This is a genomic window from Pseudomonas sp. MIACH (assembly GCF_001269925.1).
Classification (GTDB): Bacteria; Pseudomonadota; Gammaproteobacteria; order Pseudomonadales; family Pseudomonadaceae; genus Aquipseudomonas.
Genome location: NZ_LHVO01000024.1, coordinates 98,811 through 113,107, shown reverse-complemented (window position 1 = coordinate 113,107; position 14,297 = coordinate 98,811). Strand labels below are relative to the sequence as shown.

12 protein-coding genes and 1 pseudogene are annotated in these 14,297 nt (G+C 58.8%); 5 read left to right on the top strand and 8 right to left on the bottom strand.

Going from position 1 to position 14,297, the window contains the following annotated elements; genetic code table 11:
- The 3 genes and pseudogenes from AD670_RS09070 to AD670_RS09060 all read right to left on the bottom strand — a co-directional run.
- Nucleotides 1-485 (bottom strand): annotated as a pseudogene (locus tag AD670_RS09070) (type IV secretion protein Rhs); the annotation flags it as partial.
- Between the two features lie 198 nt (nucleotides 486-683).
- Nucleotides 684-2,165, bottom strand: coding sequence for a methyl-accepting chemotaxis protein (locus AD670_RS09065; protein WP_053130736.1), 1,482 nt, complete (start codon nucleotides 2,163-2,165; stop codon nucleotides 684-686).
- 96 nt (nucleotides 2,166-2,261) lie between these two features.
- Nucleotides 2,262-3,068, bottom strand: a complete 807-nt coding sequence (locus AD670_RS09060) for a TatD family hydrolase (RefSeq protein ID WP_053130733.1) — start codon at nucleotides 3,066-3,068, stop codon at nucleotides 2,262-2,264.
- Between the two features lie 236 nt (nucleotides 3,069-3,304).
- On the opposite strand from AD670_RS09060, the gene AD670_RS09055 reads away from it, so the two are divergent.
- From AD670_RS09055 to AD670_RS30765, 3 genes are all read left to right on the top strand, one after another.
- On the top strand, nucleotides 3,305-4,726 hold the full coding sequence (locus AD670_RS09055) for a transglycosylase SLT domain-containing protein (RefSeq protein ID WP_053130730.1): 1,422 nt from the start codon (nucleotides 3,305-3,307) through the stop codon (nucleotides 4,724-4,726).
- Between the two features lie 103 nt (nucleotides 4,727-4,829).
- Nucleotides 4,830-5,264, top strand: coding sequence for a DoxX family protein (locus AD670_RS09050; protein WP_017529401.1), 435 nt, complete (start codon nucleotides 4,830-4,832; stop codon nucleotides 5,262-5,264).
- 260 nt (nucleotides 5,265-5,524) lie between these two features.
- Nucleotides 5,525-5,833, top strand: coding sequence for a hypothetical protein (locus tag AD670_RS30765; RefSeq protein ID WP_082340934.1), 309 nt, complete (start codon nucleotides 5,525-5,527; stop codon nucleotides 5,831-5,833).
- Between the two features lie 4 nt (nucleotides 5,834-5,837).
- On the opposite strand, the gene AD670_RS09040 is transcribed toward AD670_RS30765, so the two are convergent.
- From AD670_RS09040 to AD670_RS09030, 3 genes are read right to left on the bottom strand one after another with little or no spacing between them, the layout of a single operon-like run.
- A complete protein-coding gene (locus AD670_RS09040; RefSeq protein ID WP_053130724.1) occupies nucleotides 5,838-7,613 on the bottom strand; it encodes a Gldg family protein in 1,776 nt (591 codons plus the stop codon).
- 15 nt (nucleotides 7,614-7,628) lie between these two features.
- Nucleotides 7,629-8,354: an ABC transporter permease gene (locus tag AD670_RS09035; protein ID WP_053130721.1), complete on the bottom strand. Its 726-nt coding sequence runs from the start codon at nucleotides 8,352-8,354 to the stop codon at nucleotides 7,629-7,631.
- On the bottom strand, nucleotides 8,351-9,277 hold the full coding sequence (locus tag AD670_RS09030) for an ATP-binding cassette domain-containing protein (protein ID WP_053130718.1): 927 nt from the start codon (nucleotides 9,275-9,277) through the stop codon (nucleotides 8,351-8,353). Before AD670_RS09030 ends, AD670_RS09035 begins: the two co-directional genes overlap by 4 nt.
- Nucleotides 9,278-9,484: 207 nt before the next feature.
- Between AD670_RS09030 and AD670_RS09025 the strand changes: the two genes are divergently transcribed.
- Together AD670_RS09025 and greB are read left to right on the top strand one after the other, a co-directional pair.
- Nucleotides 9,485-10,471 carry a hypothetical protein gene (locus AD670_RS09025; protein WP_053130715.1) on the top strand — a complete coding sequence of 329 codons (987 nt, stop codon included), beginning with the start codon at nucleotides 9,485-9,487 and terminating at the stop codon, nucleotides 10,469-10,471.
- Between the two features lie 112 nt (nucleotides 10,472-10,583).
- Nucleotides 10,584-11,057, top strand: coding sequence for a transcription elongation factor GreB (gene greB, locus AD670_RS09020; protein ID WP_053130756.1), 474 nt, complete (start codon nucleotides 10,584-10,586; stop codon nucleotides 11,055-11,057).
- A 44-nt stretch (nucleotides 11,058-11,101) separates the two neighbouring features.
- Here greB and AD670_RS09015 read toward each other — a convergent pair whose 3' ends face one another.
- Both AD670_RS09015 and AD670_RS09010 read right to left on the bottom strand, forming a co-directional pair.
- The gene (locus tag AD670_RS09015; RefSeq protein ID WP_053130712.1) at nucleotides 11,102-13,612 is read right to left on the bottom strand and encodes an ABC transporter permease; all 2,511 of its coding nucleotides are present in this window, start codon (nucleotides 13,610-13,612) and stop codon (nucleotides 11,102-11,104) included.
- Complete coding sequence (locus tag AD670_RS09010; RefSeq protein WP_016972350.1) at nucleotides 13,612-14,295, bottom strand: ABC transporter ATP-binding protein; 684 nt, start codon at nucleotides 14,293-14,295, stop codon at nucleotides 13,612-13,614. Before AD670_RS09010 ends, AD670_RS09015 begins: the two co-directional genes overlap by 1 nt.
- Nucleotides 14,296-14,297: the final 2 nt, after the last annotated feature.

Below are 14,297 nucleotides of genomic sequence, written 5' to 3'. Positions count from 1 at the left end.
ACCGACTGATAAGACGCATGCAGCGCCTTGACGTGATCCTTGGAAACGTTGGGATAGAAGGTGATTTGGTACGGCTGGTTGCGATCACACTCGGTGATTTCGAGGATGCCGCTGGGGCCGATGGTTCGATGCAGTGGTGCGCCGAGCGGGCTGCCGTCCTGGGCAATGGCTTGCAGCATCACCGGCGTATTGCCGATTGGCACAAACCGAGTGCTTTCGAACATATGCACCAGAGTCAACGAGCCCTGGGCTTTGCACATAGCGACCGTTTTACTGGGGGCTTTGGAAGAAACCGGCGCCACCAGCGCCACCTCATCCCCCACCTTGAATACTTGCTCAACCTCCAGCGCCGAAACGCTCCAGAAGCTTTCGGCCCACTCATCAAAGGTACTCAGGCAACCGCGCAAGTCACGAAAGACGCGCTCAACGTCCGGCGCCTTGGCATTCATGGGGGCCAGGACAAAGCTGGCAATGACGGGAATCAAGAGGCAGCCCTGACAACCAGGGCATTAACGGGTAGGTGCATCGGCGGTCCCTCGCACTGAATGATCAGGCGAGAGACTTTGGAGAGGTTCGTCAGGTAAAGAAGTCGGCGCTATTCGCCAGGACGGCTAGGAGGGTTCGCCAAAACTTTGGGTAAACGGGGAGTCGATCGTAGGAGTCGGATTACAGGTGGAGAACCCCTACAGCTTCAGTTGCCCAATCGCCTTGCTCAACTCCCCAGCCAACGTCGCCAGCTCATTGCTGGTGGTCGCCGAATCCACCGTCTGTTGCACGGTGTTTTCGGTCACATCACGGATGCTCACCACCGCGCGGTTCATTTCTTCGGCTACATGGCTTTGCTGTTCGGCGGCGACGGCGATCTGGGTGTTGCTTTCACGCATCTGCGCCACGGCGCTGGTGATTTCGGCGAGCGCTGTGCCGGCTTCCAGGGCTTGTTGTACGCAGTCGTCGGCCTTGAACGAGCTCTCCTGCATGAAGTCCACCGCGTCGCGGGTGCCGGCTTGCAACGCGGCGACCATGCGGGTGATTTCGTCGGTGGAGTTTTGCACGCGTTTGGCCAGGTTGCGCACTTCGTCGGCGACCACGGCAAACCCACGGCCCATTTCCCCGGCACGGGCGGCTTCGATAGCGGCGTTGAGGGCGAGCAGGTTGGTCTGCTCGGCGATGCTGTGGATGACGCTGACCACACTGTTGATTTTCTGGCTGTCCTCGGCCAGTTTCTGGATCATTTCGGCGGTCTGTTGCACGCCAGAAGACAGGCCGGCGATTGAGTGTTGTACGCGGGTGACCACTTCCTGACCGCTGCCAGCGAGGGTGTCGGCGGTCTGGGACAAGTCGCGGGTGGCGCCGGCATGTTGGGCGATGTGGTAGACGGTGGCGGTCATTTCGTTGATGGCGGTGGCGGCCTGGTCGGTCTCGCTTTGCTGACCAAGCATGCCGTGCTGCACCTCGTTCATGCTGCTGGCCAAACGAGCAGCGCCTTCGTCGAGTCGTCTTGCGGTGAGCGCCACGGTGTTGACCACCCGCTGGTAGCCCGCTTGCATGGCATTGAAGGCACTGGCCATCTGGCCGACTTCATCCTTGCAGGCCAATGGCACACGGGCCGACAGGTCGCCGGTTTTTTCCACATGCAGCATCACGTCCTTGAGGGTGTTGAGCTGGCTGAGCAGAAAGCGGATCAGCAGTTGCGACGCACAGAGCATCGCCAGCATCAGGATCAGCACCGCCACGGCATAGTTGGCGAAGCGTTCGCTGAATACCTGGCTCAGGCTGGGGGCGTGGGCGAGCACGGCAATGTATTGCCCATCAGGGCGGGCGATCACTTCAGCACCCATCAGTGTGTTTTCGCCAAACAGCGGCATGTGGTTGAGTTCGACCCAACCCGTGGTGGTGCTCAGGGCTGACAGATCCTGATCGGCAAGCTGTGGGACTTGGCCGCGGGCAAATGTCAGCCAGTGCTCGCTCTTGGGCAGGGCTTTGTCGGCCGGCCAGGCACCGAGCAATTGCGCTTGGGCTTGTGCCGAGGCCTGGGACGCATGGCTGCGCGATTGCTGCTCGAGATGCACGGCGTACAGCACCAGCAGCAGGGTGGTGATAAAGGCGACCGCGTTGACGGCCCAGAATTTGTATTTCAGCGAGATATTGCTAAGCCAGGCACCCATGGAAGGTCTTCTCTGATAGCGGAAACAGCATTGGCAAGGTGCCATTATTGTGCCGCTACTCAGGAAGCTGGTTTTGACATGGGTCAATGCGCCGCATCAATCCACCGCAGGCAGCCCAAAAAACGTGCGCGCACAGGCGGTGCTGTGTCGAGCCAGGTCCTCTACCGTTTCGTTGCGATGCAGCGCGACTTCGCGCAGCACTTCGGTCAGGTAGGCCGGTTCGTTGCGGCCGTTTTTTGGCTTGGGGCGCAGGGTGCGTGGCAGCAAGTAGGGCGCGTCGCTCTCCAGCATCAGACGACCACGGGGAATTTCCCTGACCAGTGGATGCAGATGTGTCCCACGGCGTTCGTCGCAAATCCAGCCGGTGATGCCGATGTGCAAGTCGAGGTCGAGGTAGCTGAACAGGGCCGACTGTTCGCCGGTGAAGCAATGCACCACGGCGGCGGTGAGATGGTCGCGGTAGCCTTTAAGGATCTCCAGCAGGCGCTGGTTGGCGTCGCGCTCGTGGAGAAACACCGGCAGTTTCAGCTCCACCGCCAGAGCCAAGTGCTCTTCGAGGACTTTTTCCTGTTGCGGGCGCGGAGAGAAATCCCGATTGAAATCCAGGCCGCATTCGCCCACCGCACGTACGCGGCTTTCGTTGAGTAAACCGCGCAGACGTTTGGCGCTATCGCCGTTCCAATCGCTGGCGGAGTGGGGGTGGATTCCGGCCGTGCTGAACAGGCGTTGGCCGCTGTCATCGAGGTTTACGCACAGCTCCAAGGCCTGTTCGCTGCCGTCGACGCTGGTGCCGGTGAGCACCAATTGTTGCACCCCGGCAGCATAGGCGCGGTCGAGAACGGCCTGGTGCTTCTCGTCGAAACTGGGGTTGGTCAGGTTGACGCCGATATCAATGAGTTGCATGGTGCTATCTCCGCCTGCGGCCGGAAAGCATATCAGAGCTGTAGATTTATAAGAAAAACTAAGAACTACAATGAGTTATAGCTGTCTTTGAACGTCGCAAGTGACATCGTGGTTGGCCGTGAAGCTGACGCTGTGCCACCGTTGCGCGCTTTGCCAGCGCATAAAGCGCTCTGTTTCTGACCCCCAACCTTTCGTTTTTCGCGTGGGCGTTGGCCAGTATTCTTTCCGGAGAGCGGATGATCCGACCCTCGGCGTTGCTTATGTTGTGCCTGACGCTACTGCTGCCCATGGCGGCGGTCGCACGTCTGGACGGGCCGCTGGAAGTGACCAAGCCCGGCAAGGTGCGCGACCTGGCGGAGATTCGGTCGAGTCGCACCCTGCGTGTATTGGTCAACCAGAGCCGTAACAGTTCCGGCGAGGTCCAGGGCCAGGCCATCGGTGTCGAATACCATCGCCTGCGTGCATTCGAGCAATACCTCAATGGCCACGCCCGTGATGGCCAGGAAATCAACCTCAAGATCATTCCCAAGGCCAAGGACCAACTGCTCGGCGCACTGGCTCGTGGTGAGGGCGATCTGGTGGCCCCCGGTGAATTGCTGGATGTGAAGGCTGCGCACAAGATCAGCACCAGCGATCCGATCGCCAGCGGTGTGCCGTTATGGCTGGTGGGGGTGAAGGGTGAGCGGCGGTTTACCAAGCTGGAGCAACTGTCCGGACGTACCCTCGCGCTGACCACCGGCAGCGCGGCGGCGGATGCCATCAGCCAGGTCAATCAGAAGCTGGCCTTGCACAAACAGCCGCCGGTCAAGGTGGAATGGGTTGACCCGACCCTGGCGGTGGAGGATGTGCTGGAGATGGTCCAGGCGGGTATTTTTCATCTGACTATTGTCGAGAAACCGATTGCTGAGCGCTGGTCGAAGATCCTGCCCAAGTTGCGCTTCGACAAGCAGGTGGCAATCAGCGAACCGGGCGACGAGTACTGGTTTGTGCGCCAGGACGCCTCGATGCTGCGGGCCAGTATTGATCGATTTCTCAAGACCTATCGCACGCCGTCCGACCAGGACGTGGCATTCCAGCGCATCTATCGACGCCTCTACCAGGTGCGCAACCCGCTGGCCCGAGCCGACCGCCAGCGCCTGGAAAAACTGCGCCCGGTATTACAAAAACACGCCCGTGAGCAGGGTATGGACTGGCTGAACCTCGCGGCGCTGGCGTTCAAGGAGTCGGCTTTCGAGCCGGGTGCGCGCAGCAGCGGTGGCCCTACCGGCCTGATGCAGATCACCCCCTCGGCGGCGCAGCGGGTGGGCGTCAACAACATCGAGAGTCTCGACAGTAATGTGCAGGCGGGCGCGCGTTACCTGGCGTTGATCCGTCGCAAATTCTTCGCCAGCCCCAAGCTCAATGAGCGCGAGCGCATGGCCTTCGTATTGGCCGCGTACAACATGGGGCCGGAGCGGGTGCAGGGCATGCGCACCGAGGCCAAGCGCCGGGGCCTGAATCCCAACCAATGGTTCTTCCAGGTGGAGCGCATTGCCATGGAGCAGGTGGGAATGGGGGGTGTCAGCTATGTTAATAGCGTCAACAAGTACTACTTGGCGTTCGATCGGGAGCGAGAGTCCCTGGAACCGCCAGCGCCGAAAATCGCCTCACGGAAGTAATCGATTTGTTCGATGTTAATCAGGCATTTTTTCGGCTTTTATCATTGTTTAAACTGATTAATATAGCGGCCAACCAACCCCTACTTCGAAAAGGATTCACCCCATGAGCCCAATGATCAAAAGCCTACTGTCCACCCGTGCCGGCTACGGCCTGACCATCCTGCGCATTGTGGTCGGCATCATCTTCGCCGCCCATGGTTCGCAAAAACTCTTCGGCTGGTTTGGCGGTTATGGCCTGGCGGGTACAGCCCAGTGGATGGAAAGCATCGGCCTGGCGCCGGGTACCCTGATGGCGCTGCTGTCGGGTGGCACCGAGTTTTTTGCCGGCCTGGCGCTGATTATCGGTTTGCTGGTACGCCCGGCTGCATTGGGTCTGACCATTCTTTCGCTGGTGGCGATCTTCTCGGTGCATATCCATAACGGCCTGTTCATGGCCAACAACGGTTATGAGTTCGCACTGGCCCTGCTGGGCGGCTCCCTGGCGGTGTTGCTGGAAGGTGCTGGCAAGCTGTCGGCTGACCGCGCCATCGCCAACTGACGACTCTGCAAAACCCTGAAAAGGCCCGCCATGCGCGGGCCTTTTCGTTGCTCAGGATTCTTGACATGGGCCCTCCGGCTTCTCTAGGATGCTGCTCATGCGCCGATTTAAACAGCTAATTGCGGGGCGCCACGGGGTCTCAATGCGACCCGACAGAAGCCTGATCTCCCCTGAGGAGGTCACTTCGAAATACCGCTAAAGCGCTGGTTCGGTGTTGCCTCTCACCTGCCCGCAGACTTTTGAGGCAGAGACACGACACAATGAATGCACTACGCCCCCTGATACGCCTGGCTCCGATCACTGCGGACCTCACTCAGCGCAATCCAAAAATCCTCCTTGGCGGCAAGCATCAGCCGACGCTCCTGCGTTATCTGGACGGCTGGCCACGTCGCAGCGGGCGGCCCTCGGCACTCTTGATTCAGTTTGTTGAAGACGGCGATTCTCTCGCTCGTTTTGCGAATAACAGCTTCGATCTGGCAGTTATCCAGGCCCCCAGCGCTGATAACGCGCAGGAAGTCATTCGACAATTGACCCGCATTGCCAGGCAGGGATTGATTGCCCGGCGCTGAACGCTCAGTGGAGCACGACGTCCGCTTGCAATCGACGCCGGCGATTACCCAGGAAAACCAACCACGCAACCAGGCATAGCATCAGCGGAATCGCCAAGGTCACGACCATTTTTATAGTGAACTCCAGGCGATCTACCTGCGCGTACGCCTCGGCCTTCAGTGCATGTAATTCCATTGGCAAGCGCAGGCGTTCCTTGTTGAGAGCCACCAGTTGGGTCGAAGTGTCCACTGCCTGGGAGCCAAGGGAGACCGCTGTCGGGCTCAACATTTGCCATTCCTGCTCCGTTCGCAGCAGGCGCTTTTCCAATTCAATCGCCTTCTGACCGTAGGCCTGTAAGGCGCTATTGCGCATCCGGTCCAGCACATTCGGCGGTCTGTCCGCCGGCGCGCGTGGGCGAATATTGGTCAGTGCGTCGTCGGCGGACAAGTTATCCAGTGTATTCAAGATAAATAGCGTGTTGCTGTCGGCCGCTGAGCTGTTGACTTGATCCGTGAGTAAATCAGTGTCGGCAACCACCACCACATGGATCTGCGCCTCGTTTTGCAAACCTGCTGGCTTCCCTTCAACGCCGTCGGGGAATATCGAATAGGCCGGCCCTTCTATACGGGCTGCAATCACCTGGCTTTGCGCTTGATTGGAGGCATCATTGCTCATGGAGTCGAACTCGGTTGCTGAGACCAACTGGTTGGTTTCCAGCAACTCGGATTGCCCAGAGCTTTGCAGAAGAGGGGTGAACGTCGTGCGACCTTTTGGGCGGCGAATGAGCACGCCGCTGCTCGACACCGTCACAGTATTCAGTTTCCAGGTGCTGATATCGTGTGTGCTCATTGCCTGCCGAGGCAGGTTCAACCTACCCGGATACGGCGCTTTGAGATTCCCAGGCTCTGGTACCTGCGACGCCGCGTAGCGGTGGTCGATCAGAAACTTGTCCGTTGGCATCTGTATACCCCACGCTGCAAGCAGCTCAGGCAGTCGGGTATTGCTGTCGGTGGAGGTATTGGTTTTGGCTTTGGTGGAGGTGAGGTTCGATTTTTGCTCGCTTACGGGGTCGATAAATACCATTAATCTACCGCCCCTCAGTACAAATTGTTCAATCTCATACAGTGATTGCTCAGGCAGCGCCTGAGGTTGCACGACCATGAGCGTTTTGACCTGTTCAGGAACACGCTGGGTGGCCGCTCCCAGATCGACCAGGTTGAAATGTCGCTGCAGTTCCTTCAGCAACCGGCTCGCAGACTCTCCCATGGCCAGCCCCGAAAGCAGTCCGACAACAGGGCGTTCCGGATGCTGCAATTTATAGATCAGATGGCCGATTTCATATTCGAGCAAGGTCTCCCGGTCCAGGCTGAATGATTCGATGCGTTGTGCTCTGTGGCCGGCTCGGGTGCCGACCAGACCCAGGAACCCCTCATGGTCGTCGAGACCGAAAAGCCTGGCTTTGTAGGCGTCTTCTGAAAAAGGTAAGGGATCGACAAGGTGCAGGTTGATCATGCCCTTCGCGGCCTTTTCGTACTCCAGCAACCGGTCTTCGATGCGTTTGCCATAGCGTTTCAAGGCGTAGCTTCGTTTTGGATCGTTGTTGGCATTGAAGTAATACAAGTCCAGAGGGTGTTGCAGTGACACGAGTAGCTGACGTACTTGAGGAGATAGGGAATTGGTTTTCTCTGGTGAAAAGTCCCATCGGATATCAGGAAGTTTGCCTACCCAAACTAAATTGAACGCCAGGAATAGTAACCAGATGACAGTGAGTGTCATACCGGTGCGCAGAGCAGGTCGCATGGATGGCTTTCCTTCTCAGCTGTATTTGTAGTTGAGAGTAACTGTCGTCGCGGCGAGAAAGGCTAAGATCATGCTAATGAAGTAGAGCGTGTCACGAAGCGTGAACTTTCCATTGTCGATGGCGCTGTACCTCGAAAAAGGGCTGAGGGACACAAGGCTGTCTACCGCCCAGAGGGGAACCTGATGCTCAAGTGCGTCGAGCAAGTAAGACAGCCCGCTGATGATGAGCATCAAGCCCACTGTCAGTATGAAAAGGGCATTACGCTGACGCACCAACGTGAAAATAAAAAAGCCGACAGATAAATAACTGCCTGCCAGCAGCCAGCTCGACATGAATTGTGAGGCAATGACGCCGTTTTCCGCCCCACCCAAGTAGTTCGCAGTAATGACCAGCGGGAAGGTCAACAACAGGCCGATGCCCGCCACGACCCAGGCTGCTAAGAATTTGCCAAAAACCCATTCAAACGTCGTGATGGGTAATGTTTTCATCAGTTCGAGAAAGCCGGCGTTGGACTCGTCCGACCAGAGTTGTGCCGCCAATACAGAGATCAATAACAAATAGAGCCAGGGATGTAACTGGAAGAAAATCTGCATGTTGCTGCTGTCTTCTTCCGGCCAAGGACTCATGTGCAACCCCAATGCCACAGACAGTACTGAAAAAATCGCAATGCTCAGGTAGGTGCCGGGCGTACGGGCATAGTGGTTGAGCTGACGCTTGAAAATGACGGGCAGCAGTTTCAAAGGGGGGCCTCTCGGCTCAGATAGTGAACTACGTCGCTCAACCGACCGGGCTCCACGTTCAACGAGTTGATTTTCCAGCGACGATTGGCAATGAGCGTATTGATGTGGGGGTAGATGGTGTGCCCCGGCATGGCCAGAACGGTCACCGTACCGGGTGCATGCAGATGCTCTTCAATGCCCGCCACCCCAGGCAGCACGGCGAGAGCCAGCAGATCCAAGGGGGCATCTGCACGGAGGGTGACTGCCTGGAAGTGTCGGGAGTCGCGTTGTAGATCAGCCATTGGGGTATCGGCCACCAGACGATCGCCTGCGATAACCAGTGCGCGCGTACAGAGTTCGGACAATTCATCGCAGTGGCGTGAAGCCACGATCACGGTCATTTCTTGTGTCAGCGACTGGATGAGCGTCCTGAGCTTTTGTTTTTGATCAGGTGCGAGCCCCTCGGTCGGTTCATCCAGTAATAGCAAGGCCGGGGTATGCAAAATGGCCTGGGCGATGGCGACTTTGCGCTTCAAGCCGATGGAGAGCGCGTCGAGGGGAGTGTTGAGGACTGGCAGCAGTTCCAGGCGTGTGGTGGCCTGTTCCACCTGAGTGCGTATTGCCGTGCCGCAGAGTCCGCGAATGGTTGCGATGTAGGCGAGGAACTCTTTAACCAACATCGTCGGATGACTGACACCGCTCTGAAGTTGGTAGCCGATGAGTTTTTTTGCTTTAAGTGGGTGGGTTCTAGTGTTGATACCCTGAATCTTGATAAGCCCCTCGGAAGGAACGGTCGAGCCCGCTATTACATCGAGAAGTGCTGTTTTAACTGTAGGATTTTCTCCGAATAGCCCCAGGCATTCCTGTTTGTTTGCACTAAATGAAAAATCACTGATTATTTTTTTCTTATCCGAGTGTTTTGTCAGGTTGATTACTTCGATCATTTAGTTTTATGTGGTGTAGGGGGTGAGGTTAAAAAGGGTACGAGCAATAGCTGTTTTTGGGAACGCCGATCAGCGTTAATAGGAAAAGTCCTACGTGCGTGCCAGGTATATCGCTGAAACAATTGTTTCGTTTTTTAAACCTCTAAATATTGAGTGTTTGTCTGAAGGTTATAGAGACTTTTCGAATTTTAATAAGGCCCGATTATCATGATGCTTCTACGTACTCTTGTTCTTGAACGCGATGGTCAGGATGCTCCGGTCAACGGCGCATTGCTCTGTGGCTTTGCTGTTGGTCAGATCGCTTCCAACTTCCTGGTTTATAGCCTGGATGAAGAGGTTGAACCGGCGAGTTCCAGGGTTTATGTCGCAGTCTTGCGCAAAAAACTCGATCGGTATTTTCTCGGGGGGGTTGAGTCCCAGGAAGACCTGCAAGTGGCGATGCATGTCTTCAAGCAAATTCTCACCTCGGCGGCGGCGGGCACTAAGACGGGCGGCGTTACCGAAACTCAGGTTTCCTACCACTTCATCGATTTGAAGGGCTGCAAGCTGCCGCCTGCGAGGCCCGAGGAACATCACTCGGTGATCATCAAGAAGGCGCTGGTGATGAAAGTGATCACCCTGGGAATGTCTGCTCCGGTGATGCCGGCAATCGAAAGTGCTTCATTGATTGTGCCGTCCATTCGTTTCTCGTCGAAAATGAGTTCGTCTGCCAGGGAGGCTAATCCACCCGAGCCTCCTCGACTTCCCGTGCATGAATCTGTTGTAGAGGAGCCCCGGCCGATGCCAGTCGAAGCGCCTGTGGCCATTGCGCGGGCGGTTCCGGTTGCGCTGAATGAGCCAAGCGCCCCGGCGCAGCCGAAGCCTCAGGCATCCATGGACGACAGCACCCTGTTCGAAGTGGACAGTACGCTGACCAACCTCGCTCGTGTCGCTCAGGAGTTGACCCAGCAGAAACTCGCTGCCATGGAGCGGGAAGCGGCGCTTGATCAATGGCAGGCTCGATTGCAGCAGGAGCAAACGCAGTTGGATGAAAAGAACCGGGATCTGGAGCACCGCACCGCTCAGCTTCATGACCAGTCGCTGGCAGTCAGTCAGCGGACCGAAGCCCTAAGGGGGATGGCCGCGCAAGTCTCAGGCTTGCGACAGAGCTTGCGCGGTGTGCTGCTTGAACTGGATCAGGCTTTGGACGGTTAGACAGACCTGGCTACTTTCTCGGGTTCATTTATCATCCATGCCAGCGAACCGACGCCAGGATGTGATTTCCTGCCCTATCGGTACCTATGACATTGCCTGGGGATGCATGCGTTTGAGTACCAAGCTGATAACCAAAGAAGGTCATGAAGCGCTGAAGAAAGAGCTGGATTACCTGTGGCGCGAAAAGCGTCCGGATACCACGCGCAAGGTGACGTGGGCGGCCTCCTTGGGGGATCGCAGCGAGAACGCCGACTACCAATACAACAAGAAGCTGCTGCGCGAAATCGACCGGCGGGTGCGTTACTTGCGCAAGCGTCTGGAAGACATGCGTGTGGTGGAGTACATGCCCGAGCAGGAGGGGAAGGTATTTTTCGGCGCATGGGTCGATATTGAAAACGAGCAAGGCGAGACCAAGCGTTTTCGCATCGTCGGCTATGACGAGATTTATGATCGGATGGACTATATCTCCATCGACTCACCGATGGCCCGTGCACTGCTGCGCAAGGAAGTCGACGATGAGGCCATTGTGCAGACCCCGGGAGGCGAGGTGTGTTGGTGGATCACCGCTATTGAGTACGTGAAGTAAGCGACGCTACCCGCCCCCGGCAAGGGAGGCGGGTCATTGGCCGCTCAGCCCTCGCGCAATACCGTCAGCGGGCTCGCATTCAGCGCACGGCGTGTGCCGAACACCCCGGCACCGCCGATCAATGCAGCGCCGATCACAGGCAGCAGCAATAGCCAGGGGTGCGGGTGCCAGGCCAGGTCGAAGGCGTAGCGGTACAGCACCCACGTCACCAACTCGGTACCCAATGCCGCCAGCAAGCCACTGACTGCGCCCAGCAAGCCAAACTCGATACGCCGCGCCTTGACCAGCAGCTTGCGCTCTGCGCCCAGTGCTCGCAGCAGTGCGCCTTGGCGAATGCGCTCATCCAACGTGGCTTGCAGGCCGGAGAACAGCACGGCCATCCCTGCAGCCAGTACAAACAACAACACATATTCCACTGCCAGGGTCACTTGGGCGAGGATGCTGCGCAGCTGCTCCAGCAGGGCCTCGACCTGCAGGATGGTCACCGCCGGAAAGGCGCGGGACAGATCAACGATCTGCTGATCACGCCCAGGTGCGAGGTAGAAGCTGGTCAGGTAGGTGGCCGGCAGGTCCGTCAAGGTACCCGGTTGGAAAATCATGAAGAAGTTCGGCTGGAAGTTATCCCAGTTGATGGTTCGCAGGCTGGCAACTCGCGCCTCACGATTTTCCCCGGCAATGGTGAACACCAGATGATCGTTCAGCTTGAGCTTGAGGCTTTGCGCGACCTTGGCTTCCACCGAGACTCCGGGAATTCCATCGGTGGGTTGTTGCGACCACCATGAGCCTTCGGTCAGGGTATTGCCCGGCGGCAGGTCGGCGGCCCAGGTCAGGCTCAAGTCGCGTTGTACCGCGCGGTCACCGCTGGAGTCCTTGCTGACAATTTCCTGTACTGGCTCGCCATTGATACTGATCAACCGTCCTGGCACGACCGGGTACAGCGGCGCTGATTGTGCCTGCACTTCCAGCAGTCGGGCACTAAAGGCGTCCTTATCGGCTGGCAGGATATTCAGGGCGAAATAGTTAGGTGCGTCCTTGGGCAATTGGTTTTGCCAGGTGTCCAGCAACTCGCCACGCAGCAGTGCGATCAAGCCCATGGACAACAGGATCAAGCCGAACGCCAGGGACTGGCCCGCCGCCGCCAGCGGGTGGCGCAGCAATTGGCCCAGGCCCAGGCGCCAGGGCAGGGACGCGCGGGCCAGCAGGCGTCGTAGGCTCTGCAACAGCAGCAGGAGCAAGCCACCCAGCACCAGCGCGGCGACCACGCCGCCGCCCAGCAGGGCGAAGGTCAGCACAAGGTCGAGGCTCAGGCGCCACATGATCAGGCCCAGGGCGAACAGCGCAGCGCCGTAGACCATCCAGGTGCTGGACGGGATGGGCAGCAGGTCGCGCCTCAACACTCGCAGCGGTGGTACGCGACCAAGTGCGGCCAACGGTGGCAGGGCGAAACCCGCGAGAGCGACCAGTCCGGTGCCGATCCCGGCAATGGCCGGCAACAGTCCGCCTGGCGGAACGTCCGCCGGCAGCAGGTCGTGCAGGAAATAGAACAAGCCAAACTGTGCCAGCCAGCCGAGCAGCGCACCGGCCAGGCTCGCCAGCAACCCCAGTACACTCAATTGCAGGCTGAACAGCAACATGGCCTCGCGTCGCGACAACCCAAGGCAACGTAGCAACGCACTGGCGTCGAAACGGCGGGTGGCAAAACGGTTGGCCGACAGGGCCACGGCCACACCGGCCAACAGCACGGCCACCAGGCTGGCCATGTTCAGGTAGCGTTCGGCTTTGCCAAGGGCGCCGCCAATCTGCTGGTTGCCGTCCCGTGAATCCTGAAGACGCTGGTTGGGTGCAAGCCCCGGTTTGATCAGGTCACGGTAGGTTTGCAGCGCGGTGCTGGCCTGCGGCCCACGCCACAACTCGCGGTAGCTGACACGACTGCCTGGCTGGACCACGCCGGTGGCGTCCAGGTCTGCCAGGTTGATCATTACCCTGGGGGTCAGGCTGTAGAAGTTGCCGGCGCGATCCGGTTCGTAGGTCAGTATGCGTGCCAGGCGCAGGGTCTTCATGCCCACATCGATACTGTCGCCGACTTTCAGGTCCAGTGCCGTCAGCAGGCGCGACTCGACCCAGGCTTCACCGGGTTTCGGCCCGCCGCCCGGGGTTTCGTCCCCAAAGGGCGCCCCTGCGCTCTTTAGCTCACCTCGCAGCGGGTACTGCTCGTTGACCGCCTTGATGCTGGAGAGCTGGATACCATTGTCGGTGGCAATGACGCTGGAAAATTCAACCACGCGGGCGTGATCCAGGCCCAGTTCGGTCCCGGAGCGGATTTGTTCGGGGCGGGCCGGTGAGCTGCCTTCGAGCACCAGGTCGGCGCCGAGGAATTCGGTGGCGCGCAACAACATCGCGCCGTTAAGGCGGGCGCCAAAATAACCGATGGCGGTACTGGCGGCCACGGCTACCAGCAGGGCGAAGAACAACACACGCAACTCGCCGGCGCGGGCGTCGCGCAGTAATTGGCGCATGGCAAGGCTGAACAGGCGCAACAGCGGCAAGCGTGCCATCAAGGCTCCAGGGGGGCGACCATCAGGCCGGCTTCAAGGCGGATCAGGCGTCGGCAACGATGAGCCAGGCGCTCGTCATGGGTGACCAGCACCAGGGTCGTGCCGCTTTCTTTATTGAGCTCGAACAGCAGATCGCTGATGCGCTCGCCGGTGTGGCTGTCGAGGTTGCCGGTGGGTTCATCGGCAAACAGCACGTCCGGTTCGGCGGCAAAGGCGCGGGCAATCGCCACCCGTTGCTGCTCGCCCCCGGAAAGCTGGCGTGGTGAGTGGGTCAGGCGTTGGCCGAGGCCCACGCGTTCCAGCAGGTGCTTGGCGCGTTCGCGGGCGTCTTTGCGGCCATCCAGCTCCAGCGGCAGCATGACGTTTTCCAGCGCATTGAGGCTGTCGAGCAGTTGGAACGACTGGAACACAAACCCCACGTGTTCGGCACGGATGCGGGCGCGCTGGTCTTCGTCGAGGGTGCTGAGCGCCTGGCCAGCGAGCGTGACTTCACCGCTGCTGGGCAGGTCGAGGCCAGCCAGCAGGCCGAGGAGGGTGGATTTGCCGGAACCGGAGCTGCCGACGATAGCCAGGCTATCGCCCTTGTTCAGTTCCAGGCTCAGTTCGTGCAGGATAGTCAGTTCACCTTCCGCGCTGGGAACCACTTTGCTGAGGTTCCGCGCGGTGAGAATGCTTGCGCCCATGG